The 24871-nt window shown below is 60.3% G+C and carries 23 protein-coding genes and 1 riboswitch; of the genes, 12 read left to right on the top strand and 11 right to left on the bottom strand.

The features are described 5' to 3' along the window. Nucleotides 1-131 precede the first annotated feature (131 nt). The 5 genes from gcvP to ABWU19_RS03660 form a co-directional block, all read right to left on the bottom strand. Nucleotides 132-3023, bottom strand: a complete 2892-nt coding sequence (gene gcvP / locus ABWU19_RS03640; protein ID WP_435900412.1) for an aminomethyl-transferring glycine dehydrogenase — start codon at nucleotides 3021-3023, stop codon at nucleotides 132-134. A 133-nt stretch (nucleotides 3024-3156) separates the two neighbouring features. Next, nucleotides 3157-3242, bottom strand: a riboswitch (glycine riboswitch). Between the two features lie 136 nt (nucleotides 3243-3378). After that, entirely contained in the window at nucleotides 3379-3759 is a 381-nt protein-coding gene (gene gcvH / locus ABWU19_RS03645; protein ID WP_435900413.1) for a glycine cleavage system protein GcvH, read from the bottom strand. 76 nt (nucleotides 3760-3835) lie between these two features. After that, nucleotides 3836-4891, bottom strand: coding sequence for a glycine cleavage system aminomethyltransferase GcvT (gene gcvT / locus ABWU19_RS03650; protein WP_435900414.1), 1056 nt, complete (start codon nucleotides 4889-4891; stop codon nucleotides 3836-3838). A 207-nt stretch (nucleotides 4892-5098) separates the two neighbouring features. Next, nucleotides 5099-5689, bottom strand: coding sequence for a GTP-binding protein (locus ABWU19_RS03655; protein ID WP_027877545.1), 591 nt, complete (start codon nucleotides 5687-5689; stop codon nucleotides 5099-5101). Nucleotides 5690-5691: 2 nt separating this feature from the next. Beyond that, entirely contained in the window at nucleotides 5692-6183 is a 492-nt protein-coding gene (locus ABWU19_RS03660) for a roadblock/LC7 domain-containing protein (RefSeq protein WP_435900415.1), read from the bottom strand. 160 nt (nucleotides 6184-6343) lie between these two features. On the opposite strand from ABWU19_RS03660, the gene hemW reads away from it, so the two are divergent. After that, the gene (hemW, locus tag ABWU19_RS03665; protein ID WP_435900416.1) at nucleotides 6344-7459 is read left to right on the top strand and encodes a radical SAM family heme chaperone HemW; all 1116 of its coding nucleotides are present in this window, start codon (nucleotides 6344-6346) and stop codon (nucleotides 7457-7459) included. A gap of 9 nt (nucleotides 7460-7468) precedes the next feature. On the opposite strand, the gene ABWU19_RS03670 is transcribed toward hemW, so the two are convergent. Next, complete coding sequence (locus tag ABWU19_RS03670) at nucleotides 7469-8287, bottom strand: serine/threonine-protein kinase (RefSeq protein ID WP_435900417.1); 819 nt, start codon at nucleotides 8285-8287, stop codon at nucleotides 7469-7471. A 151-nt stretch (nucleotides 8288-8438) separates the two neighbouring features. On the opposite strand from ABWU19_RS03670, the gene ABWU19_RS03675 reads away from it, so the two are divergent. The 8 genes from ABWU19_RS03675 to aat all read left to right on the top strand — a co-directional run bounded on the left by ABWU19_RS03675 (nucleotide 8439) and on the right by aat (nucleotide 16747). Beyond that, nucleotides 8439-9182: a patatin-like phospholipase family protein gene (locus ABWU19_RS03675; protein WP_435900418.1), complete on the top strand. Its 744-nt coding sequence runs from the start codon at nucleotides 8439-8441 to the stop codon at nucleotides 9180-9182. 195 nt (nucleotides 9183-9377) lie between these two features. Further along, nucleotides 9378-10160, top strand: a complete 783-nt coding sequence (gene lepB, locus ABWU19_RS03680) for a signal peptidase I (protein WP_435900419.1) — start codon at nucleotides 9378-9380, stop codon at nucleotides 10158-10160. A gap of 69 nt (nucleotides 10161-10229) precedes the next feature. Then, nucleotides 10230-10781, top strand: coding sequence for an ATP-dependent protease subunit HslV (gene hslV / locus ABWU19_RS03685; protein ID WP_435900420.1), 552 nt, complete (start codon nucleotides 10230-10232; stop codon nucleotides 10779-10781). Beyond that, nucleotides 10778-12031 carry an ATP-dependent protease ATPase subunit HslU gene (locus ABWU19_RS03690; RefSeq protein ID WP_435900421.1) on the top strand — a complete coding sequence of 418 codons (1254 nt, stop codon included), beginning with the start codon at nucleotides 10778-10780 and terminating at the stop codon, nucleotides 12029-12031. Before hslV ends, ABWU19_RS03690 begins: the two co-directional genes overlap by 4 nt. 106 nt (nucleotides 12032-12137) lie before the next feature. Beyond that, nucleotides 12138-13202: a tetratricopeptide repeat protein gene (locus tag ABWU19_RS03695; RefSeq protein WP_435900422.1), complete on the top strand. Its 1065-nt coding sequence runs from the start codon at nucleotides 12138-12140 to the stop codon at nucleotides 13200-13202. Nucleotides 13203-13349: 147 nt separating this feature from the next. Further along, nucleotides 13350-14285: a DNA double-strand break repair nuclease NurA gene (locus ABWU19_RS03700; RefSeq protein WP_435900423.1), complete on the top strand. Its 936-nt coding sequence runs from the start codon at nucleotides 13350-13352 to the stop codon at nucleotides 14283-14285. A gap of 14 nt (nucleotides 14286-14299) precedes the next feature. Next, a complete protein-coding gene (locus ABWU19_RS03705) occupies nucleotides 14300-16069 on the top strand; it encodes an ATP-binding protein (RefSeq protein ID WP_435900424.1) in 1770 nt (589 codons plus the stop codon). Nucleotides 16070-16138: 69 nt separating this feature from the next. Further along, the gene (gene aat, locus ABWU19_RS03710; protein WP_435900425.1) at nucleotides 16139-16747 is read left to right on the top strand and encodes a leucyl/phenylalanyl-tRNA--protein transferase; all 609 of its coding nucleotides are present in this window, start codon (nucleotides 16139-16141) and stop codon (nucleotides 16745-16747) included. A gap of 290 nt (nucleotides 16748-17037) precedes the next feature. On the opposite strand, the gene ABWU19_RS03715 is transcribed toward aat, so the two are convergent. The 5 genes from ABWU19_RS03715 to ABWU19_RS03735 form a co-directional block, all read right to left on the bottom strand. Further along, nucleotides 17038-18180: a citrate/2-methylcitrate synthase gene (locus ABWU19_RS03715; RefSeq protein WP_435900426.1), complete on the bottom strand. Its 1143-nt coding sequence runs from the start codon at nucleotides 18178-18180 to the stop codon at nucleotides 17038-17040. Nucleotides 18181-18241: 61 nt separating this feature from the next. Next, nucleotides 18242-19042, bottom strand: coding sequence for a HesA/MoeB/ThiF family protein (locus tag ABWU19_RS03720; protein ID WP_435900427.1), 801 nt, complete (start codon nucleotides 19040-19042; stop codon nucleotides 18242-18244). A 33-nt stretch (nucleotides 19043-19075) separates the two neighbouring features. Beyond that, entirely contained in the window at nucleotides 19076-19468 is a 393-nt protein-coding gene (locus tag ABWU19_RS03725; protein ID WP_435900428.1) for a M67 family metallopeptidase, read from the bottom strand. Beyond that, on the bottom strand, nucleotides 19465-20148 hold the full coding sequence (locus ABWU19_RS03730; RefSeq protein ID WP_435900429.1) for a DUF2461 domain-containing protein: 684 nt from the start codon (nucleotides 20146-20148) through the stop codon (nucleotides 19465-19467). The genes ABWU19_RS03725 and ABWU19_RS03730 overlap by 4 nt, the downstream gene beginning before the upstream one ends. A gap of 61 nt (nucleotides 20149-20209) precedes the next feature. After that, a complete protein-coding gene (locus tag ABWU19_RS03735) occupies nucleotides 20210-20716 on the bottom strand; it encodes a TlpA family protein disulfide reductase (RefSeq protein WP_435900430.1) in 507 nt (168 codons plus the stop codon). A 448-nt stretch (nucleotides 20717-21164) separates the two neighbouring features. On the opposite strand from ABWU19_RS03735, the gene ABWU19_RS03740 reads away from it, so the two are divergent. Genes ABWU19_RS03740 through ABWU19_RS03750 form a run of 3 tightly spaced genes read left to right on the top strand, consistent with a single transcriptional unit; the run spans nucleotide 21165 to nucleotide 24862 of the window. Next, nucleotides 21165-22442, top strand: coding sequence for an MFS transporter (locus ABWU19_RS03740; RefSeq protein WP_435900431.1), 1278 nt, complete (start codon nucleotides 21165-21167; stop codon nucleotides 22440-22442). Nucleotides 22443-22451: 9 nt separating this feature from the next. Then, entirely contained in the window at nucleotides 22452-24737 is a 2286-nt protein-coding gene (locus ABWU19_RS03745) for a DEAD/DEAH box helicase (RefSeq protein ID WP_435900432.1), read from the top strand. Further along, nucleotides 24737-24862 (top strand): hypothetical protein, encoded by a 126-nt coding sequence (locus tag ABWU19_RS03750; RefSeq protein WP_435900433.1) that lies wholly within the window; start codon nucleotides 24737-24739, stop codon nucleotides 24860-24862. The genes ABWU19_RS03745 and ABWU19_RS03750 overlap by 1 nt, the downstream gene beginning before the upstream one ends. The last annotated feature ends 9 nt before the right edge of the window (nucleotides 24863-24871 follow it).

Raw genomic sequence — 24871 nt, forward strand, 5'->3', positions numbered from 1 at the left:
AACAGCCGCGCCAGCGGTCTGTCCCGAAGGGGATCGTCCGCCCGGTGAACAGCCGCGCCAGCAGTCTGTCCCAACAGGGGCCAACTGGCACCGCTCAGCCAGGCCGCCACGGCAAGCGCCCTGGACGCCGATCAGGCGCTATGTGTCTCTTTCTGCAGTCCCGGCGAATCGGTAGCCTGGCCGTACGCTTCCATCGGTGGGCACGAGCAGACGATGTTGCGGTCACCATAGACGTTGTCCACCCGGTTTACCGGGCTCCAGTACTTGTCCATAGCCTGCTGGCCCGCGGGGAAGCAGCCCTGGGCTCTTGTGTACTTGCGGTTCCAGTGCTCATCGGCAATATCCAGCACCGTATGAGGAGCATGGCGCAAGGGGCTTTCGTCTGCGATAAGTTCGCCGCGCTCGATTTGCGCAATTTCCTGACGGATGGCAATCATGGCGGCAATAAAGCGGTCGAGCTCGTGCTTCGACTCCGACTCGGTCGGCTCGACCATCAGGGTGCCGGGCACCGGGAAGCTCATGGTGGGGGCGTGGAAGCCAAAATCAATCAGGCGTTTGGCAATGTCCTCCGCGGTAATATCGCAGCGGGTTTTGAAGGCCCTGGGGTCGAGGATGCACTCGTGGGCCACCCGGCCTTTTTCGTTTTTATAAAGCACCGGGAAGTAGGGCTCGAGCCGGCTGGCAATGTAGTTGGCGTTCAGAATGGCCACCTCGGTGGCCCGCTTGAGCCCCTCACTGCCCATCATCCAGATGTAGGCGAAGGAAATGGGGAGAATCGAGGCCGAGCCATAGGGGGCTGCTGCCACCGGCCCCACCGGCGCTGTTCCCCCATCGAGCATGGGATGTCCCGGCAGGAAAGGGGCCAGGTGGGCCTTGACCCCGATAGGCCCCATGCCTGGGCCACCACCGCCGTGGGGAATGGCAAAGGTCTTGTGCAGGTTGAGGTGCGAAACATCGGCCCCATAGTGGCCGGGTTTGGCCAGCCCCACCTGGGCGTTGAGGTTGGCGCCATCCAGGTAGACCTGGCCCCCGTAGCGGTGCACGATGTCGCACAGCTCACGAATTTTTTCCTCGAACACCCCGTGGGTAGAGGGGTAGGTGACCATCACCGCCGCCAGTTTATCGGCGTGCTGCTTCGCTTTGGCCTCGAGGTCGCTCAAATCCACATAGCCCTGCTCATCGCAGGCTACCACCACCACCTCCATGCCGGCCATCTGCGCCGAGGCCGGGTTGGTGCCGTGGGCCGAAGAAGGTATTAGGCAGACCTTGCGGTGCCCCTCCCCCCGTGAGCGGTGGTAGGCCCGAATAGCCAAAAGCCCGGCATACTCGCCCTGGGCTCCAGAGTTGGGCTGTAACGAGATGGCGTCAAAGCCGGTAATCTCGCAAAGCCAGCGGCTCAGGGTTTCAAAAAGCTCGTGGTAGCCCTGGGCCTGCTCGGCGGGTGCAAAGGGGTGCAGGTTGGCAAACTCGGGCCAGCTAATGGGCATCATCTCGGCGGCGGCGTTGAGCTTCATGGTGCAGGAGCCCAGGGGGATCATGGCCCGGTCCAGGGCCAGATCGCGGTCGGCCAGCTTACGCATGTAGCGCATCAGCTCGGTCTCGGAGTGGTAGCGATTAAAAACCGGGTGGGTCAGGTAGGGGCTGGTGCGCCGCAAGGCCGCAGGCAGATGGTTTTCCGGAGCAAATTCTTCGTATTTGAAATCACCCCCAAAAGCCTGCCAGACCGCCTCGATGACGGCGGGGGTGGTGGTCTCGTCGAGGGCGATGCCTATATGGGCTTCGTCCACTTTGCGCAGGTTGATGCGGCGGGTGCGGGCTTTGGCCAGAATCTCCTCGAGCTGGCCTTCCACCCGAATGGTGAGGGTATCAAAAAAGTGTGGGTTGACAGGCTCAAATCCCAGACGTTTTAGTCCCACTGCCAGCACTGAGGTTTTGTCGTGTACGCTCTGGGCAATCTCACGCAGCCCATCAGGCCCGTGGTAAACCGCGTACATCGAAGCGATAACCGCCAGCAACACCTGCGCGGTGCAGATATTGGAGGTGGCTTTTTCCCGGCGGATGTGCTGCTCACGGGTCTGGAGGGTCAGGCGGTAGGCCCGGTTGCCCCTCGAATCTATCGAAACCCCCACCAGCCGCCCCGGTATGGCCCGCTTGAGCGCGTCCCTGACCGCCATATAGCCCGCGTGGGGCCCGCCGTAGCCCATCGGTACCCCAAAGCGCTGGGCCGAACCCACCGCAATATCGGCCCCCAGCTCGCCCGGAGGGGTCAGCAAGGTAAGGGCCAGAAGGTCGGCAGCCACCACCGCCAACCCACCCGCGGCCTTTACTTTTTCGATGTAGGGCCGCAGGTCGCGAATATGCCCCAGGGTACCCGGGTACTGAAAAATGGCACCAAACAGCCCCTCAGGGTTCAGGTCGGTCTCGGGGTCGCCCACCACCAGCTGCCAGCCCAGGGGCTCGGCCCGGGTCTGTAACACCGCCAGGGTCTGGGGGTGAAGGTTTTTATCGGCAAAAAACGCGGTTCGGGGTTGCTTACAGCCTCTTTGTGCTACCGCCATGGCTTCGGCAGCCGCGGTAGCTTCGTCCAGCAGCGAGGCATTGGCAATGTCCAGCCCGGTGAGGTCGGCGATCATGGTCTGGAAGTTGAGCAAAGCTTCCAGGCGGCCCTGGCTAATTTCAGGCTGGTAAGGGGTGTAGGCGGTGTACCAGGCGGGGTTTTCCAACAGGTTCCGCTGGATTACGGGGGGCAGAATTGTGCCGTAGTAGCCCTGTCCAATCAGCGAAGTAAAGACCTGGTTCTTGCTGGCAATGGCCCGCATGCGTTCCAGCATCTCGCTTTCGCTCAGGCCCGGGCCGATGTTCAGGGGCGCGGCCTCGCGAATGGAGGCGGGTACGGTTTGCTCAATCAGTTCATCCAGCGATGAAACCCCCACCGCCTGAAGCATCTGCTCGATGTCGGCAGGGGTGGGGCCAATGTGGCGGCGCGAGAAGTCGGTGGATTGGGGTTTGCGTTCTTGGGTCATGGGGTCTCCTCTCTTCGCTGTTGCAGTGGTAGCAAGCACACCCATTGCAGTCTTTGAAGAATCTTGACCCCATCTGTCCTTTTGCCTGAGAGTGTTATCCCGTCGGCGGGCGGTGTTCGCCTCTCTCCAGATTGCACTGCTGTGGTCCTTTTGCCTGAGAGTTTCCGGGGTGGTTGCTCCTTCGGCGTGGGGCTGGCCCATCTCTCCCATCAGCAGCCTGCTGCATGTACCTCGATTATCATAGCCCAAACAGGCCTGGCTCAAAAAGTGACACTTGTACAGTTTCTGATACCGACGAAATCGGGATGGGGCCGTATTACCCCATCCCCAGCCTGGCAGTGCGCCCGCTCGAGCGTTACTGGCTTTCTGCCACAGCCTGATACTCCGCCGCCGACAAAAGCCCATTGGCGCTTTCTGGGTTAACTTTCATTTTGAACAACCAGCCCTCGCCGTAGGGCGACTGATTAATAAGCTCGGGCTTGTCCGTCAGGGCGCTATTAACTTCAATGATTTCGCCGCTCAGTGGCGCATAGATGTCGGAAGCCGTCTTGACCGATTCCACCACCGCCACCGCTGCAGCGGCTTCTACCTTCTTGCCCACCTGTGGCAGATCCACAAAAACCACATCCCCAAGGGCATCCTGGGCAAAGTCGGTGATGCCAACCACGGCCACGTCGCCCTCGAGGCGAACCCATTCATGCGTCTTGGTGTACTTGAGCTCGGAAGGATAGTTCATCATCACACCTCGGTTGTGAGTGTATCGCCAAAAAGCTCTGGTCGCACAGGGAGCAATTTACCTCATGCACCCTGGGTTATAGCTTCACGAAAGGGGTCTCGGTCACTGTTGCAGCCGCCATCTTGCCGCGAATTTCGACCTCGAGCGGCGTGCCAGGGTCACTTAAATCTGCCTCGACATAGCCCATCCCGATGCCCTTTTTGAGCACCGGCGAGTGCGTGCCCGAAGTCAGGAATCCCACCTCCCGCCCGTCTCGGAGCACCCGGTAGCCCTCGCGGGGAATGCCCCCTTCGACCAGCAAGCCCACCAACCGGCGCTCACATACGCCCTGGAGCATAGCGCTTTTACCAAAGAACTCCTTCTGGTCTTTGACCACCCAGCTAAAGGGGGTACACCGGGGGTTAGTCTCATCGGTTAACTCGTGGCCGTAGAGCGGAAATCCGGCCTCGAGCCGCAAGGTATCGCGTGCCCCCAGGCCACAGGGGGTTACCCCAGCAGCCAGCAAAGCCTCCCAGACTGCCTGGGCATCCTCAGGGGCAATAAACACCTCGTAGCCATCCTCTCCGGTGTAGCCTGTCCGGGCAAAGCGCACCCATTTGCCCGCCAGCTTGCCCATGAAGGTATCGTTCTTTTTACGCGAGGCCAGGTCGGTATCGGTGAGTTTTTGCATCACGGCCACCGCGTTGGGGCCCTGCACAGCGATCAGGGCAAATAGATCGGAAGCGTTCTTTAGCTCTACTGCAAAGCCCTCCGCCAGCCGCTGGAGGTGACCCCAGTCTTTCTCGATGTTGGCTGCGTTCACCACCATCAAATACTCTTGCTCGCCGGTTCGATAAACATAAATGTCGTCCACCACGCCCCCCCGCGCGTTGGGCAGCATGGAGTACTGGGCCCGTCCTTCCTTAAGCTTGGAGACATCGTTCAGGGTTGCGTACTGCAAAAAATCCAGTGCACCTGGCCCCCGTATCCAGAACTCGCCCATATGGCTCACATCAAACATACCCACCAGCCCCCGCACCGCCAGGTGCTCCGAGGTGATGGAGGTGTACTGGATGGGCATCTCGTAACCCGCAAAAGGCACCATCCGGGCTCCTTGTGCCAGGTGGGCTTGATGTAGTGGAGTGGTTTTCATGCCCCAATAGCATACCAATGCCAGGGCCAATGGCTGCAAATTGCCGTAGGGCTGCGTAGTCAAAAATCAACCTGCCAGGCCAATCCCCACAAAAGTGAGCTGGAATGCGCGACGCAGGTGCCAGGGTGGTCGAGAAGGCCCCCTACAACCCTCAGCTATTTGCTTGTGGAGCACAGTAAACTGCGTATCCGTCTTTAACTTACGCCACTAGCTGGCAGCCGCAACCCTTGAAAGCACCTGGCGGCTCACAGCCTTGAGGGTTTCGAAAACCCCCATACCGGTGGTGGCTACCGCCTCGAAGATGGGCAGGCGCATCTCGGGGTCAATAACGGCCTGAATCATCTCGAGCGGTAGGGCATCCGGGGCGTCGCGTTTGTTGGCCTGAAGCACGATGGGGATGTCTTCTAGTTTTATGCCGTACTCGGCCAGGTTTTCACGCAAGTTGCGCATGGACTCGGCGTTGGCACGCAAGCGGTTGGGGGCCGAGTCGGCCACAAACACAATGCCGTCTACGCCGCGCAGAATTAACTTGCGGCTGGCGTTATAAAAGACCTGGCCCGGCACCGTGTACAGGTGAAAGCGGGTCTTGAAGCCCTTAACTTCACCCAGATCCACAGGCAAAAAGTCGAAAAACAGGGTGCGCTCGTCCTCGGTAGCCAGCGAGACCATCTCGCCTTTGCGGTTTTGCGGCACCTGCTGGAAAACCCACTTGAGGTTGGTGGTCTTTCCAGACATGCCGGGGCCATAGTAGACAATTTTGAAATTGATTTCCCTGGCAGCAAAGTTAATCGTGCTCATAGTTAGTTACCAAATAGCTCGTCCAAGAGGGCACTGGCCCCATCGCGGTACTCGTGGTCAATCCCAAGGGTTCTGGGCTGCACCAGAGCATCTTTGGTGATGACCTCGAGCAATTGCACCGCCCGCTTGCCAAACAGCTTAACCCGCCCCACCGGGGCCGAGTTATCAAAGATGACCGCCAGCAGGGCCAGATCGCCCACTTCTTCTGCGTAGAGGCCGTAGGTGGCACCCTGGTGCAATAACTCGTTGAAGCGAGGCTCCCCCAGCATTTTTGCTAAGGCCTGGGTGGCTGCTGCGTTGCCGGCAATAAGGGTTGCCAGCGAGTCCAGGGCTGGAGGCCGGGGTGCCCACAAGGCTTCTTTGTGGGCCAGCACAAAGCCCTTACGATCGAGCAGCAGCACGTAACGGGCCCCACTCTCTCGCAGTAACTCCTCGAGGACATGCGCAGCCTTCTCGTAGGCGCCCCCAAAGAGTGCGATTGCAGGCTCAACCATAATGGGCCCAGTGTAACACGCACACCTTACCTACCCCTGTGACCAATTACGCTAAAGCCACGCCACCAGCGGTCGGACGTCCCGGCTTGGACTTCTACCCCAGGGCGCTAAACTAAGCCGTGCGCGGCCTCGAGCTGGCCCAAACAAGGGAGACCCGCTTTTGAAACACCTCTACGTTCACGTTCCTTTCTGCCCTACCATCTGCCCTTACTGCGACTTTCATGTGGTTCGGCGGTATGGGGGGATGGTGGGGGCCTATCTAAAGCGGCTGGCCCAGGAGGCCCAGGCCCTCTTCGCGCAGCACCCTGGCAAGCTCAACACGCTGTACCTGGGTGGGGGCACACCGAGCTTTTTACGAAACCGCGAGCTCGAACTGCTTTTTAGCGCTTTACCATGGAACCTCGAGGGGGCCGAGGTGACCCTCGAGGCCAACCCCGGTACGCTCAACCCCGAGCGCCTCCAGCTGCTGCGCGAGCTGGGGGTCAACCGCCTTTCGCTGGGGGTGCAAAGTTTTCAGGATGATGTGCTCAAGGCCCTGGGCCGGGCTCACGGACAAAAAGGGGCTTTGCGGGCGGTAGAGATGAGCCTCGAGGCCGGGTTTCGTACCTCCATTGACCTTATTCTGGGCCTGCCCGGACAGGATGCCCTGGCCGACCTCGAGCAGGCTGTGGCTTTGGGCGTGGGGCACGTTTCGGCCTACACCCTGCAAATCGAGCCCGGTACGCCATTTGCCCTGGCAGGCCTTGTGCCCGACCCGGATGCCGAGGCCCAGGCTTTTGAGCTGGCACAAGCCGTGCTGGGGCAGGCCGGTCTGGTACGCTACGAGGTATCCAACTTTGCCCGCCCCGGCCAGGAGAGCCAGCACAACCTGGCCTACTGGCACAACGCCACCTGGGGAGGGCTGGGGCCTGGGGCTACCGGCCAGCTCACTGGGGCTGGCAATGGCGGCTTTCTCACCTGGCGCTACACCAATCCTCCGCTACCGCGCTGGCTTCAGGGCGAAGGGCCCTGGGTTGAGCAGGTAAGTGCGCTCGAGCACGCCAGAGAGTCCCTGATGCTGGGCCTGCGGCTGGCCCAGGGGGTGGATGTGGGGCAGATCGAGCTGCGCTGTGGGCTAAAGCTGTGGCAGGCCCTGGAGCCTGCGGTGCAGGCCTTGAGCCTCGAGGGGGTGCTCGAGGTGCAGCAAAAGCGCATCCGCGCTTTGGACCTCAGCACCCTGCACCCCATAATTCTGCAGCTTTGGGCAGCGTTAGAGGCAGCGCAAATTGAATGCTGACCATGCGTATCAGTCCAGCGCTGAGAAGTTCAGGGCTTCAAAGTCCCGCAGGGCCTCGAGGGCATTCTGGTAGCGCTTACTGGCATCTTTGGAAATGAGTCGGCTTATAAAGCCCCGTAGCTCTGTGGTAACCAACAAGCCCGAATCCGGGGCAGCTATCAGCGGTGGGGGGGACAGGTTTAGGTGGGCATTCATCACTTCGGCAGGCTCCCCTACAAACGGCAACTCGCCCGCAATTGCCCAGTACAAAAGGATTCCCGCCGAGTACATGTCCGATGCCGGGGTAGGCGACTGCCCCCGGATCTGTTCTGGGGCGATATAAGCTATGGTTCCCAGGCGAACTTTCTGGCTAAAGCGCTCACCCAGTGGGCCGGAGAGGTCGAAGTCCACCAGGCGGGCCTCTCCAGTGCCGTCTACAACAAGGTTATCGGGCTTAACATCGCGGTGCACCAGGTTCAGGCCGTGCATGTGGGCGAGGGCCTCGAGCAGGTGTCGAAACACCCCCAACACCTTGGCGGGATTATCTTTTCGCCACTCCGAGAGGCGGCTGCCAGGCGCAAAAGCCAGCAGCACCGCCGGGTGTTCACCCCCCTCATGGGGTACGCTTAGCCGTGCCAGAACAGGGTTGATGTGCGGATGCTTGAGCCTCTGACCCACCCTCCACTCGCGGTCGGCCCGCCCTTCAAAGCCCTTGGGAAAGACCTTTAAGGCATAGGGGGTGCCGTGTATGTCGAAAGCCAGGTATACCGTAGCCAATGCCCCACGGGCAATCGGTCGGATGACCTTGTAGCGGCCTTCCAGGGTGATTCCGGCTAACCCCACAACCATCACTATACCGATTTTGACCAGCCATCAGAGGTAATTTCAGGATGCAGGTGCCGGGCCGTACCGGGCTGCCTTGTTTGGGTAGTGCCAGGTCAGGGCAGGGGTGGGTGGCTCAGGTTAGAATTACCCTGGCCCAGGCTGGGGAGGTTGCAACGTGCGTGGTTTAGTGTTGTCAGGAGGCGGAGCCAGAGGGTTGGCCCATATTGGGGTACTGGAGGTACTCGAGGCCCAGGGATTCCAGGCCGAGGTGGTAGCCGGGACCAGCATGGGAGCAGTGGTAGGGGCTCTTTATGCCTCCGGCAAAAAGCCCCATGAAATCCTGGAAATTGCCCGCTCTACACCCTGGCTGCGCCTGCTGGATCTGGTACCTCGCCCAGGGCTCATTTCCCAGCGTGGCCTGCGGGACTTCCTGGCCAAATACCTGCCGGCGCGGTTCGAGCAACTGCCCATTCGGCTGGTTGTTACTGCAGTGGACCTCGAGGCTGGTAAGGTGGCTTACTTCTCCGAGGGCGACCTGACCGGGGCGGTGCTGGCCTCGGTGGCCTACCCCGGCCTGGTGGCTCCGGTGCACTTCGAGGGTCGAACCTATGTGGATGGCGGGGTGCTCGACAACCTGCCGGTAGATGCTGCCCGCTTTATGCGGGCCAAATACGTGCTGGCGGTGGATGTGACCCCGGAGATGCACTTACCTGGGGTTCCACGCTCCTCCATCGGACAGGTGCGCCGGGCCATAGACATCATGCAAAACCACCTGACCGCAGCCCGCCGTTCGCTCTACCCGCCCGAGCTTTATATTCGCCCAGAGCTGCCTGGGGTAGGTATCGAGCAGTTTGGCCGGCTCGAGGAGATTGTTGAGGCTGGCCGCAAAGCAGCCTCACAGGCACAGCTCAGATTTTAGGACTATCCTGGTGCCGGCCAACCAGGGTAAATCGAGGTTTGGCCGGTGTTTATGCCGGGCTGTCGGCACAGCTCCGCTATGCAACATAGCCAGCACTCGATGCCAGAAGGTTTTTTGAAGTGAACTGCCGGGGCAGGTCGGCCGTGCGTTATGCTATGGGCCGGGCCTTGGCTACCACGAAAGGGACTTTTTGCGATGCACAGGTTTTTGGACTATCTCTTCAAAGAATGGTTTCGTCAAGTGGGCGAAGCGCTTTTGCTGGCCTTCCTGGTTACTACGTTCCTGTTTACCACAGTAGGCGTGGTAGGCAGCTCGATGAACCCCACCTTGCTCAACGGTGAGCGGGTGTTTGTACCCAAATATGAGACCTGGTTGGTGCGCTTTGGCCTTATGCAGTGGCGGCGGGGCGAGATCGCCATTGTCAAGCCGCCCGAGGGAACGCCCAACGCGGTAGCCCAGTTCCCGGTGCTGGGTTTTCAGTTTCGGGCTTTTTTCATCAAGCGCATTGTTGGCCTGCCGGGCGACGAAATAAGCCTGCGGGAAGGGGTGGTTTACCTCAACGGCAAACCCCTCAACGAAGTCCACATCACGGCCTCGCTGAGCCCCTACCCCGATAGCTATCCGGTGGTCTGCTACGAGAATGAAAGGTTAACAGCCCTCTTTACCCAGCAGCAGGTGCGTTTTGCCCCAGAACAGCTCCCCGAATACCTCAAACCCACCCTCGAGATGCTCGCACCCCCCAGCCCCCAAGACCTGGCAAAAAGCCTGGCTGGCGAGCACTGCTTTACTGGCTCGCTTAGGCTCAAGCCTGGCTACTACTTCGTGATGGGTGATAACCGCACCTTTGGAGGCTCGGAGGATTCGCGCACCTTCGGCCCGGTGCCCACGGAGGCAATCGCGGGCCGGGCCAATGCAGTCTGGTGGCCCCTCAACCGCATTCGGGGCCTGGACATTCCCGAGGGTTTCAAAGGCCTATAGGGCTTGAGCAGGTCGGGGCTTTCTGGCTTCTCATACCAGCTTCACCGTGCGGCGCTAGATTCCTTAGGAATGGAGCGAATGCACGGCACCACCATTGTGGCAGTTCGTCGAGACGGTGTCACGGCAATCGCAGGCGACGGACAGGTCACCCTGGGTCAGACCATCATGAAGACCGGGGCGGTTAAGGTTCGCCGCCTGGAGCAGGGCGAGGGCATCCTGGTTGGTTTTGCCGGCGCTGTGGCCGATGCCCTGGTGCTTCTGGAAAAGTTTGAGGGTGCGCTGTCGGGGGCAAAAGGAAACTTGCAGCGAGCCGCCATAGAAACCGCCAAACTATGGCGTAGCGACCGGATACTGCGGAACCTCGAGGCCATGCTGGTGCTCGCCGACCGCGACAGCCTGCTGCTTTTGTCTGGCAACGGCGAGGTGTTGAGCCCGGATGAGCCGGTAATGGCCGTCGGCTCTGGCGGCCCCTATGCCCTTGCTGCTGCAAAAGCCTTGCTACGGCACTCGAGCCTCCCTGCCCCCCAGATAGCCGAACAGGCCATCCGGATTGCCGGAGAGATAGACCTTTACACCAGTGGCCAGGCCACCCAGGTCTTGAGCGTAGGGGGTGAAGGATGACCCTGACCCCAGCCGAAATTGTGCGCGAGCTGGACAAACACATCGTGGGTCAGGCCGCCGCCAAGCGGGCTGTGGCGGTTGCCTTGCGCAACCGTATACGCCGGAAGAAGCTACCGCCCGAGCTGGCTCGAGAGGTCACGCCCAAAAACATCCTGATGATTGGCCCCACCGGAGTCGGCAAAACCGAGATCGCCCGGCGCCTGGCCCGCCTGGCAGGGGCACCCTTTTTGAAGGTCGAGGCCACCAAGTTTACCGAGGTGGGCTATGTGGGTCGGGATGTGGACTCCATTGTGCGCGACCTGGCCGAGGCTTCCTACCAACTGGTCATGCAGGAGATGAAGGCCAAAGTGGAGGGGCGGGCCCAGAGCCTGGCCGAGGACGAGGTGGCCTCGCTCTTGCGCATCCAGCCTTTTGAATTGCGCACGGGCCGTTACAACGACCAGATGGTGGAAATCGAGGTGGCCGAGGAGGCCCGCCTGCCCATGATGGGTATGTTTGGCGGCGAGCAGATGCAAGGCCTGCAGGACATGCTCAAAGGGCTGATGCCGCAGCGTAAAGTACGGCGCAAAGTGCGGGTCAAAGAGGCCCTGGAAATCCTGAAAAACCAGGAGGCTGAACGCCTGGTGGACAAGGAGGAGGCCACCCAGGAAGCCCTGCGTCGTGCCCAGGAAGAGGGCATTGTGTTTATTGACGAGATGGACAAGATCGCCCGGAGCAAAGGTGGTGTCGGCGGCCCGGACGTCTCGGGCGAGGGGGTGCAACGCGACTTGCTGCCCATCGTGGAGGGCACGGTGGTCTCGACCCGCTTAGGGCCGGTCTCGACCGATCATGTGCTATTTATTGCTGCGGGGGCCTTTCATGTTTCCAAGCCTTCAGACCTTATCCCGGAGTTGCAGGGCAGGTTCCCCATTCGGGTCGAGCTCGAGCCCCTCGGGCCCCAGGAGTTCGAGCGCATCTTGCGCGAGCCAGAAAACTCGCTCATCAAACAGTACCAGGCCTTGCTTGCTGCCGACGAGACCGAGCTGCACTTTACCCCCGAGGCCATCCAGGCCGTAGCCCGATTTGCTCACCAAGCTAACCAAGAGTTGGAGGATATTGGCGCCAGGCGACTCGCTACGGTGTTGGAACGGCTTTTGGAAGAAGTTTCCTTTCAAACCAGCCTGGGGCGGGTTGAAGTAACCAAGGAGTATGTGGAAGCGCGGCTCAAAGATATACTTGCCTCCCCCGACCTTTCCCGCTACATCCTATGAAGACCGGGGGCCTTCTATGAAATCCAGGCAAACAAGACCTGTTTTGGCAACACCTTACTGCCAGGTGAGCAACGGCCAACAAGTTGAAACATTTAGGAGGAAGATGATGCGTTTTTGGTTCTTTATGCTGGTGCTGTCGATGGGGGGCGTGCTGGCGCAACAAAACCCTGCCCAGCCTGCCTCAAAGCCGCAGTCCCAGGCCAGCTTATGCGTCGTGCTGTACGAGGCTGGGCGTCCCGAGGCAGCGCTTCCGGCCTGCGAGCGGGCGGTAAAAGATGCTCCCAGCGCTGAAAATCTTTACCTGCTGGCAAGGGTACAGTCCGAGCTAAACCGCTTTACCGCAGCCATTGAGAACCTGCGCCGTTCGATTACCCTCAACAGCAGCTTTACCCAGTCTTATGTGGCCCTGGCCCAGGTGTATGTGCGCCAGTACCTGCTGTCAGAAAACCGAGAAGCCTCTAAGGGTTTGCTGGATCAGGCCCTGAACATTCTGCGCGAAGCCGAGCGAGTCAACCCCAGGTATGCCCCCATTTATGCCACCCGCGGGGCAGTTCTCGCATATCAAAACAGGCTAGACCAGGCCATTGAATCCATCAACCGCTCACTGACCATCAAAGATGAGCCGGTTGTGCGGGCTCTGCTGGCCGATATTTATATCCGCCAGGGCAAATGGGATGAAGCCCTCAAGAACTACGATGAAGCGGTCAAGGCGGCCCCCAAAAACTCTAATCTGCGGGTCAAGTACGGCAGCTTGCTGCTGCTGCGGGGCAACGTCGATCTGGCCATTGAGCACCTAGACCAGGCCGTTATTCTGAGCCCCGGTAACGCTGAGGCCTGGCTGCGCCGCGGTGATGCCTACTACGAAAAGAAAGACTGGCAGCAGGCCGGGGTTTCTTACCAGCAAACCGTAGCCCTTTCACCGGTTCGTTATCCGGATGCCTATATCGGTTTGGGACAGGTTTTGATCGAACTTAAGGATTACCAGAAGGCCCGTTTCAACTTTACCAAGGCGGTGGCCCTGGAGCAGGACAACCCGGTTTACCGCTTCTGGTTATGCCGTGCCAACGAGCTGTTGGGTGACAAGGCTGGGGCTAAGGCGCAGTGCGAACAGGCCCTCAAGCTGCGGCCCGATTTCAAAGAAGCCCAGGATGTGCTCAATCGCCTGAAATAAAGCGGCGCTTACGAATAGTTTTTAGCTCCAGCCCTGACCCCACAAGGAAGGGCTGGGGGTTTTTTTGCTAAGCGCGGCAGGCTTTTCTGATGAAAACTTTTTGTAGTTGATATTTACGTCTAAAACAAAATAGTGTAGATTGTGTCCATGAGCTGGAAGCTGGAAGCCTGGAATCCTGAGTATGCCCTGCCGGACAGGCTAGAAGAAGGTGAGGGCCTCGAGGATATCAAAGCGCACTACGAAGGTGACTGGACGGCCCGTACCCCAAAAAGGCAAGCACCCAACGACTGGCCCATTGTGTACCTGGTGGATGGCCGCCAGCGCATAGATGCTCAGATTGCCAACTCGCGGGGCCGCCGAGCCCTGCTGGCTACCGTGATAGCAGGGGCCGTGCTGCGCGATGGCGCAGGTATCCGCCCGGTGGGGGAGCCCCTAAAACGCCATATTTTGCTGCACAGCGGCGACCTCGAGGAGCCTCTGCCCCAAGGCCTGGGCCACTACCAGCCGGTGGAGACTAAAAAATCCGACCCCGCCAGCATGCGCTCCAGGGTAACCGAGGAGATGCGGCGCCTGGAGGCCAGCCTGGTGAATGAGCTAGAGGGGGGGCTAGTGATTGTGGACGGGCAGATATACCAAGGTGAAACGTCGTACACCGCACCAGAGCGAGTTCTGGGCTACACCAAGACCCAGGCCGCCATCTATCTGGGCGCAGAGCAACAAGCCCTGTTGTACGAACTCAAACCCTACCAGCGCACGCCCATTTTTAAGATTCCTGGCAAAGCCATCAACCGTCCGCTGGATGTTTTCTCCTGGTACGTGCGGCTGCCCCTAAAGCCAACGGCCACCTTCTACACCGGCGCTTCGCTCTTGCGCGTCGAGACCATCAGCCCGGAGGCTTACGAGGCCATCCGTCTGGCCGACCTTTCGGTAAACATCTTTTGTGATATGGCCTCTTCCCCCGCGAAAGACCCCCGTGCCCCCCAGAACCTGATTCCCATTGGAGGGCTCGAGCAGTGGCTGGGTCGTCATCTGGGCCAGGGGGAAGTGGCGCGGCGTAGAATCATGCAAGCGCTATTTAACTAATTTGGGAGGAAGTTGTGAAACAAGTGGGAATGGTACTGGGTAGCCGTGAGGCAGGTGCGTTGGATTTTTGGGTTGCCGTAGAAGAGGGCCAGTACCTGCGCCTCGACGACCTGGTCTACGTCGAATTTCGCCACCCCGACCCGCGCAAGGGCGATGCTAGTGGCAATGTGCGCTATTACGGCATGGTAGACCACGTCATCAAGCTCTACGAGGGCTCGCAATTCGACACCGACGTGTTTCTGGCCCGGCGCGACCTGTTGCCGGTAAGCCTCTCCTACGCAGCACACGTGCAGGTTACCCGCCTGCTGCCGGAGGAGTACCTGCCACCCGACCCCGGCTCACCGGTCTATCTGGCCCAGGAAGAGGCCCTGGGCTTGGCCCTTTATTACGACCGGATGCAAGAGCAAAAACTGCCGGTAGGGCTACTCAAGAATGGCGAGGTGGCCTACATCAACTTCGAATTCCTAAATGGCTTCAAAGGCGGGCACGTTAACATTTCGGGGGTCTCGGGGGTAGCAGCCAAGACCAGCTACGCTACCTTCTTGCTGCACAGCATTTTCCAGTCGCCCGCCAACCAGCAAAAAGCCAACTCCAAGGCCCTGATTTTCAACGTGAAGGGCGAAGACCTGTTCTATCTCGACAAGGACAACAGCGGCCTAAACGACGAGGCCAGGGAAACCTATCGCAGGCTGGGCCTTCCGGCCAAAGCCTTCCAGAGCGTGGCTTTTTTGGCCCCCCCTCGCAAAACGCCCGGCGACATCCTGGCCGATGTGGCCCGCCCTGATGCCCCGGCTTACTACTGGGACCTGGTGCAGTTTTGTCGTGATGGCCTGCTTCCATTTCTATTTACCGACCGGGGGGCCATGAGCAACCTGGGGTTCCTGATTGACCAGGTTACCGAGCGCCTGCGCCGTCTGGTAGGCGACGAAAACGACAAAGACGGCCAGAAAGGCCCCCATCTGGTTGTAGACGACTGGTTCGATGAGCAGTCGGCTGCGGATGCCAGCGTCACCTTTAGCGAGCTGGGCAAACTCAAGATTACCAGCTTCGCTCAGCTAGTACGCTACATCGAGTACAAGCTGCTGGGGCCCGAGTCGGCTGAAGACGAGGAAAAGCAAAAGGGCGACCCGCGCTGGACAGCCCGCCAGGCCAGGGGAACCCTCGAGGCCTTTGTGCGTCGTTTGCGCGCAGCCATTGGCAACGTAGAACACCTGATTCGTGGTGACAAAGCCGGTAAACGCCCCAACCCCCTGGGAAGCCAGGCGCAGGTGAGCGTGGTGGACATTCACCAGCTCTCGGCGCAGGGGCAGATGTTTGTGGTGGGCTCCATTTTGCGCGAGGTTTTCGGGCGCAAGGAGCGCGGCGATTACCAGGGTCGGGTATTTGTGGTGCTGGACGAGCTCAACAAATATGCCCCCCGCGATGGCGAAAGCCCCATCAAGGACATCTTGCTTGACATCGCCGAGCGCGGGCGTAGCCTGGGCGTGATTCTGATTGGAGCCCAGCAGACCGCCTCTGAGGTAGAAAGCCGGGTGGTGGGAAACGCCGCCATTCGGGTGGTGGGCCGGCTCGATGCAGCCGAAGCTGAACGGCCCGAGTACCGCTACCTTCCTCCTTCCTTCCGTCAGCGGGCCATGATCCTGCCGCAAGGAACGATGATTCTGCACCAGCCTGAAATTCCCGTACCCCTACCCCTCACCTTTCCGCTGCCGGCCTGGGCGATGAAAAAAGACGAGGTACGTGAGGACATCTCAGCAGAAAGGCTTTCCAAGCTGATAGATTAAGATGGTCGGCGGCCTTCTGCGGGCATTCTTCGGTATCAGACCGGGTGCCGGCCCTCGAGATTATCGTTTGTGGATAGGAAAAACTTGCAAGCCGTGCTGCGTATGTACGCCCAGGGGTACTTTCCCCTGGGAATGGAGCACGGCATTGGCTGGTTCGATCAGCGGGCCTATGGCACGCCCTACCGCGCCCTAATGCCCCTCGACGAGCGCTTTCACATTCCGCGCAGCCTGCGCCGGGTGCTGAACAGCAGGCGTTTTGAAGTGCATATCAACCGCAATTTTGCTGGGGTTCTGCAAGGCTGTGCGACTCGAGGCGGGTCGTATTCAAGTGAAACCTGGCTCACCCCAGAGGTAGCCCAGCTATACCTGAGCCTTCACCAGTACGGGTTTGCCCACAGCTTTGAGGCCTGGCACCAGGGCAGGCTGGCAGGTGGCATTCTGGGTGTAGCGCTGGGGGCAGCCTTTATTGGCGACAGCATGTTCTATAGCGTTCCCGATGCCTCCAAGGTGGCCCTGGTGCAGCTGGTGGAACACCTGCGGGTACGGGGTTTTGAAATTTTTGATGTGCAGGTGCAAAACCCCCACCTGGCCAGATTCGGGGCCATAGAGGTAGACCCCCTCGAGTTTCGCCAGCAGCTTTTTCAGGCCATCCAGAAACCGGCCCGGTTTGTAGACTAAGTGTCTCCATAAGCGAAATGCGAGATGCCGTACCGGAAGTTCGCTTTAGGAATTGCGCCAGGTATGCATTGACTCATTCCGCTGGTTTTGCCAATCTGCCCTGGCGCAACTTAAACCCAGGGAGGTGTCGCGGGCCAGGTGCTGCTGAGGAAGCTCCAGCAAATGCCAGATTCCCACGGGTGCCCCCATTCAGGCCCTGGAATCCGTGGGAATCCCGGCTATTTACCACAACGCATCTTTGTTCCCTTCGGTCGGGGCGGTCTAAACGATCTTGCCAACCCTGGCGTTGGCTAGCGCTTGGACAGGGGCTTATAGGGCAGATCCAGCTTGCCGGTGTAGTGGGAGTCTGGGCGCAGCAGGCGGTTATCCACTTTGGTGTACTCGAGGATGTGTGCACACCAGCCCGAGATACGGGCCACCGCAAAAATGGGCGTGAAGAACTCGAGGGGATAGCCCAGGTCGGAGTACACCACCCCGGAGTAGAAGTCGACGTTCGGGTAGATGCCCTTGGGGTTGTAGATTGCACCAGCCTGGCGCTCGAGCTCCTTCAAAATGCCGTACTCTTTGCTGTGCCCGTGCTTGTGCGCAACCTCACCCGCATACTTATCGAGCACCCCGGCCCTGGGGTCATAGGACTTGTACACCCGGTGGCCCATGCCCATCACGCGGCCTTTCTTAGCCTGGAGCTCAGCCAGCCAGGCTGAGACGTTCTCCGGTTCGCCAATCTCGGCAATCATCTTCATCACTGCCTCGTTGGCCCCGCCGTGCCGAGGCCCTTTAAGGGCGCCCACCGCCGCCACAATGGAGCTATAAATGTCGGCCTGGGTAGAGTAGGTCGCAATGGCGGTAAAGGTAGAGGCATTAAAGCCGTGTTCGGCCTGCAAAATCAGGGCTACGTCCATCAGCTTGGTCTCTTCCTTGCTGGGCAGCTTGCCGTTGGACATGTAGAGGAAGTTGGCCGCGTGGGACAAGCCTTTGCGGGGGGCAAGAATTTTTTGCCCCTCGCGGTGGCGCTTGGTGGCCGCTACGATGGTGGCAAACTTGGCTATGAGCGAGAGCGATTTCTCGTAAAGCGCCTCGGGCGATACGTCGCCTTCGGTGGGGTCGGTCATGCCCAGCTCGCTCACCGCCGTACGGAGCATGGACATGGGGTGTGCGTCGCGGGGGAACTGTTTGATTTGCTTGATGACGGAAGGCGGCAAAGCCCGCAGCGAGGCCAGCCTGGCACTGAAGGCCTTGAGCTCCGCTTTGTTGGGTAGGTGGCCGTGCAGAAGTAGGTAGGTTACCTCCTCGAAAGTGGAGTACTCGGCCAGATCCTGGATTTTGTAGCCAGCATAGTACAGGCGACCCTGATCGCCATCGATAAAGCACAGGCTGCTTTCGGTGAAAATGACGTCTTCCAGACCTCGAGCAATGGTTACGGTTGCACTCATAGACTCTCCTTAAGCTCGCCCGACCGCAGTCGGCTATAGCCTGTGTATTGTATCGCGCTTTTTACACCGAAATACCGCACCAAAGCTCATAATCTTGCAGTGTAGTTACACTAGGGTGTTCGCCACACACCCCGCAGTCCGGGCGGCGGGGAAAACCAAGGCGGTGGAAGCGCGCCTGCAAGCCGTCGTACAGCAGAAGCTGGCCGGACAGCACCTCCCCCAGCCCCAGCAGCACCTTGAGCGCCTCGGTGGCCATCAGGCTGCCAATCACACCGGGAAGCACCCCAAACACCCCGGCTTCCGCACAGTTGGGAACCGTTCCAGGCCTGGGCGGCTGGGGAAACAAACAGCGGTAACAGGGTCCTCCCTGGTAATGAAAAACCGAGAGCTGGCCCTCAAACTGGTGAATGGCCCCGTAAACCAGCGGTTTATCCAGCAAAACACAGGCGTCGTTGATCAGGTAGCGGGTAGGAAAGTTGTCGGTGCAGTCGATGATGAGATCGTAGGGCTCCAGCAGCCCTAAGGCGTTTTCAGCGGTAATGCGCTGGGCATAGGCTTCTACCCGGAGGTGGGGGTTAAGGCTTTCCAGCCGACTTTTAGCTATCTCGGCCTTGCGCTGTCCGATGGATGCGGTATCGAACAGTACCTGCCGCTGCAGGTTGGAGAGGTCTACCCTATCCATTTCTACCAGGCCCAGGCGGCCCACCCCCGCTGCGGCCAGGTACATGAGCACCGGCGAGCCCAGGCCCCCTGCGCCCACCACCAGCACGGAGCTTTGCTTGAGCCTGGCCTGGCCTGCGCCACCCACCCCTGGCAGCACAATGTGGCGGGCGTAACGGTCCAGCTCCTCTTTGGTCCACATACCAGCACTATAGCAACCCTGCGCCTGAAGCGTTCAGTCTTCCTCGAGCCAGACCAGCACCTCTTCCCCTTGCGGTAGCCAAAAAGCCCGCAGGTGTTCTGTGCGCATATCGAAGATTACGTAAGGGACACGCCAGAAGGCCTGGGCGCGGTCAGTTTCACTGGGCTGCGCGGGCCCATTGGGGTGGGAGTGAAAAATTGCCACGAGCTCGAGGCCCGCCCGTTCGCTATACCGAACTGCTTCGATGAGGGACTGGGGTTCTGCCTGGTAGCGTTCCCAGGGTCGGGCGTGAACGTTATGCAAGGGCCAGACCTCAGAGACCCGCCTTGCCCGGCCCAGCCATAGCCCCACCCCTTCGTGGGGCATGGCCGCCCGCAGGTGGGAAAGGGTTTGCTCGAGGCATGTCCTGGGCAGGCGCACAATCATGTCTGCGTGGGAAGCAACAAGACCTCACTCAAAAACCGATTGAGCGGCAGCAGCCTGCGAAAGGTCTTTTCTACTGTATCGCTAAACTCTTCCGAAACAACTATTTCCTCGGACAGGTTGTACGAGACTGTAAAACTACGCTGCTTCAGGTCTTCGATAAGTGGGTGATGGGGGTCAAAGCCTTTGGGCGGGCGGGTTAGTTTGCCCTCTCCATCGAGCTTTAGCTTCTTGCGGAGCATCAACCAGCGGGGATCCTGGCGGGCAATGGCCGCACGGATGCGCCGCAGGTTTTCGGGCTCAGGCATCCACATTCCGGCTCCCAGAAAGCAGTTGTCGGGCTCGAGGTGGATGTAAAAACCCGGCATGTGCACATCTTGCCCCAGGCGGTGGCGAAACTGAGCCGCGGCATGGGTCTTGTAGGGGGCTTTGTTGGCGCTAAAGCGGGTATCGCGGTGGATGCGAAAGAGACTTTGGGGGCCCGCTACATAGTCCGGGTTTATTTTCTCCAGGCGCGGAGCAAAATCTGCAATAAAGCGCAGAAACGGCTGCCGAACCCAGGCCTCGTAGCGGGGCTTGTTGGCCTTGAACCATTCCCGTTGGTTGTTGTAACGCAGCTCAATCAGAAACTGGAAAAGTTCGGAGGAAAAATAGGCTTGCTTCGTACCCTTGACAGCGGCCATTGGCGTAACGTTAACGGTTGTAGGAATTGTTGCCAAGGCTCGAGCCGGCGCCAAATCAACGCTAGTTGAGCTTCGCCAGCGCAGCCTGAAGTTGCTCCGGGCTCATGTAGCCTGGTACCGCCCCCACCAACTTGCCCTTGGAGTCGTAAAAATAGTTGGCGGGGTAGCCATTTACCCTCAGCGACCTGGAAACCATGCGCAAGGCATCCTGATACACCGCTGCACTGGCAAAACCCCGGGTGTCGTGGAACTGGCGTATCAGCTGGGCCGGCTCGCCGTCGTTCACAAAGGCGAACTGAACGTCTGGACGCTGGCGGGCTATCGCTTCAAACTCGGGGAGCTGCCGCTGGCAGTACGAGCACCAGGTGACCCAGACGGTGAGCACGGTGGGCTTTCCACTCTGGAGCTGTACGCTGCTCCCGTCGAGGCGGACCAACTGGGCCTGTGGCAAATCCCCGCTTCTTTGCGGTGGTGAGGAAAACAAGGCCAGCACAAGCAGGCCAACTGCAATAAGGCCAACGATGCCCAGTTGCAAAGCAGGGGAAAGTTTTTTGGGTGCAGCTTCCATCCAGATAAGTCTAGCAGGGCACCCGCCCATAATGTGTTTACCGCTTCCAAAGTGCTTGCGGCGATACTATCGCGGTCTTCGTTTTTTTGCCGCCGTACGAAAACGTGAGTGCGTCGGCTAGGGGGTGGCGTGAGTCATAGCCACAACGTGGTTATCCTGGCCTAGACGTAGGTTACGTCCTGGGGCGTGGGCCGGGCGCAGCCCGCCGGGGCTTGGGCTTCGAGTTACGAAAACGAGAAGCGACAAGCAGACGTGCCTCACCGAAGTGATGCGCTTTCTTCGCCGCGAAGCGGGGTCAGGCTGGTCTGCGTTGCTAGGCCCAGAGGCATGTTTTCGAGCGCCCCAGCAGCAAGAAACAAGCCTGAGGTTGCTCTTTTTTATCAATAACCGGCCTCGAGGGGGTGGGCGGTGAGAAAAGCCTGCACTGAATCAAGCGTATACTGCCCTTGTGTCCGCCTGGCCCCAGGTACCCTCCGATACCAAGCAAGTGGCGATTCCCCCCCTGGTGCGAAAAAACACCTGGCTGCTGGCCATCACCCAGGCCGTCAACGGAGCAGGTATGCAGCTCGTACCCACCTTCGGGGCCATCCAGGTGGTGCTGTTGCTGGGCAATGCCACATTCGCGGGCCTGGCCACCAGTCTTCTGGCCCTGTCCAGGGTCATGACGGCGTATTTTGTGGGCCGCATGACCGACCGGCGGGGAAGGAAGGCCGGGCTATACCTGGGATTGTGGCTGGCGCTGGTGGGGGCCTTGCTCATCGGCACCGCCACCCTATTGGGATCGTTTGCCCTGTTTTGTGTGGGGGTGCTGGTGTTTGGCAGTGGGGTGGGGGCCGTACAGCAGATGCGGGTGGCGGCAGCCGATATGTACCCTCCCAGCCGACGGGCCGAGGGGCTGAGCCTGGTGGCAATGGGTTCTTTGTTGGGGGCGGGCCTCTCGCCGTTGCTGGTTTGGACCGCCGAACGGCTGGGGCTGGCCCTGGGGGTGAGCGAGATTGCCCTGGCCTGGCTGATGGTGCCGTTGCTCATACTGCCAAGTTTTTTGCTGATTAGGAGTATTCGGCCCGACCCCAAGCAGATGGCCCTCGAGCTCAACCGCTATTACCCGGCCTGGGCCTTGCAGGGCAACGCCTCAAACACGGACAACCTCGAGCAAAAAGACCTGGCCCGCATCCGGGTTGCCGCCATCCTCACCGCGGTCACGGTGCAGGGGCAGATGGTCATGATGATGGCCATGACGGCGCTGGCGCTCAAGGCCCTCGATTGCAGCCTTTCGCAAATCTCTTTTTCGGTAGCGCTGCACGTAATGGGCATGTTTGCTTTTTCCTGGCCCATTGGCCGCCTGGCCGACCGCCTGGGCCGCAAGCCGGTGATTATGGCGGGGCTGGTAGTAGCGGGGCTGGGGGCCTTGCTGGTGGGGCTGGGCGAGGGTTACTGGGTGATTACCGCCGGCACTTTTTTGGTGGGGCTGGGCTGGTCGGGGGCTTTTTTGAGCGCCAACACCATGCTGACCGATGTGACGCCACCCACCCGGCGCGGCCAGGCCATCGGGGTGCTCGACCTGTGGTCCAACGCCGCCGGCATGAGCCTGCCCATCCTGGGGGGGCTGATTGTAGAAGGGTTCGATTTACAAGCACTGGGCTTTTTTGGTGCACTTTTGGTGCTGGTTCCACTTTACAATTTGTCTCAGGTGCGGGAACAAAAACCCGGAGACTACCGCCCCTAACCCTAAAGCATGTCGTTGCCCAAAGAACTCCTCCCCTACCCTAGCTACGCCGAATGGCTGCGCGACCTTGAAGGCTATGCCGGGCAGCTCACCTTTGTGCGGGTACTGCCCCCAAAACCTCCGGAAAAGGTGCCCTATGACGGTATTTTCTCGGGCGTGCTGATGGCCTTAAGGCTGCACCCCTATCGCTTTCAGGCCGAGGCCTTTGCCCAGCTCGAGCAGGGCCAGCACCTGGTGATGAGCACCTCTACGGCCTCGGGCAAGAGCCTGGTCTTCCAGGTTCCGGTGCTAAAGGCTTTGCTCGAGGGCCAGACTTCGCTGTTGCTCTACCCCACCAAGGCCCTGGCCCACGACCAGCTTTTGCGCTTGAGGCAGATGGGCAGGGCGCTCGAGGTCGCCGACAAAATCTACGCCTACGACGGTGATACACGCGATTCGGAGCGCAAAAAGGCCAGGGAACTTGGGCAGGCCCTCCTCACCAACCCCGACATGCTGCACTTTGGCCTGCTGCCCCGCCACGGCGAGTGGGCCGGGTTTTTGTCCAAACTGCGGTACATCGTGCTGGACGAACTGCACGCCTACCGGGGGGTATTTGGCACACATACCGCGCTGATTCTGCAAAGGCTGTTGCGGCTGGCCTGGCACTACGGGGCCAGCCCCCAGGTGATTGCAGCCAGCGCCACCATCGCCAACCCTGCCGAACACGCCCAGAGCCTGACCGGCCTGGAGTTTGTGCAGATCACCGCCAGCCCCCGGGGGGCCGAGCGCGAGTTTGCGGTCTGGGTACCTAAAGCCCTGGATAAGGAAGGCAAGAACCGCCGCAGCCCCAACCTCGAGGCGGCCTTGCTGGCCCGCCATGCCGCAGAACAGGGGCTGCGCACCCTGATTTTTACCAACGCCCGGCGCACCGCCGAGCTGGTCGCCCGCTATGCCGCCGACGAGCGGGTACGGCCCTACCGGGCGGGTTATACCGCCGCCGAGCGGCGCAAGCTGGAGCAAGCCCTGCAAGAGGGCACGGTGCGGGTGCTGGTGAGCACCAGCGCGCTCGAGCTGGGGGTGGACATTGGGGGGCTGGACGCGGTCATTCTGTTGGGTTATCCGGGCTCGGTGAGCTCCTTCTGGCAGCGGGCCGGGCGGGCCGGGCGGGGAAGCAGGCGCGCACTGGTGCTCTGGATTCCCCGCGAAGACCCCATGGATGCCTATTTTGAACAACACCCCGAACTGCTCCTGGCAGGCGCTCCCGAGGCGGCCATTGCCGACCCCGATAACCCCACGCTCTACCCCCTACACGCCCACTGCGCCGCACGGGAGCTGCCCATTGCGCTGCCCGGCACTCTGCAGGCCTCCGACCCTTTTTACAAACCCTGGCACAACATCCAGCCCCCCCTCATCGAAAAATACGGGCGGCTTTACTCCCCGGTGCGAAACCCGCACCAGGCCCTGGTTTTGCGGGGGTTTGGCAAGAGCTTTAGCCTGCGCGACAACAGCGGGAAGCTCCTGGGCACCCTGGACGAGCGCCAGGCCTACTGGGAGGCCCATCCCGGCGCAGTTTATCTGCACCAGGGCGAAACTTACCTGGTTCGCAACCTCGACCCCGAGCGGCGGGAGATTGTGCTCTTGCCGGGCCTCGAGGACTACTACACCCAGCCCCGGGCCGAGACCGAGATCGAGGTGCTGGAGGGCGAGGAGGTTCTAGACGGGGTCTGGGTGGGAACGGTGATGCTGCGGGAGCGGGTTAGCGGGTACGTGAAAAAGCGCTTCCTAACCGAGACGGTGCTGGAAGAGGTGGCCCTCCTGATGCCCGAGCTGACCTTCCAGACCGAGGCCGTCTGGTTTCATCCCTGCGAAGGCCTGGAGGTACTACCCACCCTGGAAGAAGCCCGCCAGCCCGACGAGATTTTTCTGACCCAGGCCCTGGTGCCCGCGGCCATTCACGCCCTCGAGCACACCCTGATTGGTTTGCTGCCGCTTTTTGTGCTGGCCGAGCGGCAGGACATCGGCGGGGTTTCCTACCCCTTCTATCCCCGGCCCCTGCCCTCAGGTAGCGGCCCGACCATCTTCATCTACGATGGTTATCCGGGTGGGGTGGGGTATGCTCGTGCGGCGGCACGGCAATTCCCCCGCTGGATAGCCGCCGCCCGCGAGCTGCTAAAGCGCTGCCCTTGCCAGGAAGGCTGCCCGCGTTGCATCCTGTCTCCCAAGTGCGGCAATGGCAACCAGTATCTGGACAAACAAGCCGCCTTACTGCTGGCTGAGTCACTTAGTACCCGTTACCACACCCGAAAGCCCAACTGATGGATGAACTGTTTGCCCAGATGGTAGGTTCGCTCGAGTCCGACCTCAAGGTGATGGGGGTGCTGCTAACCGGCTCCCGCGCACAGGGCAATGCCACCCCCTCAGCCGCAGCAAAACTGCCTTAACCCTCATTG

This window comes from Meiothermus cerbereus, assembly GCF_051297115.1.
Classification (GTDB): domain Bacteria; phylum Deinococcota; class Deinococci; order Deinococcales; family Thermaceae; genus Meiothermus; species Meiothermus cerbereus_A.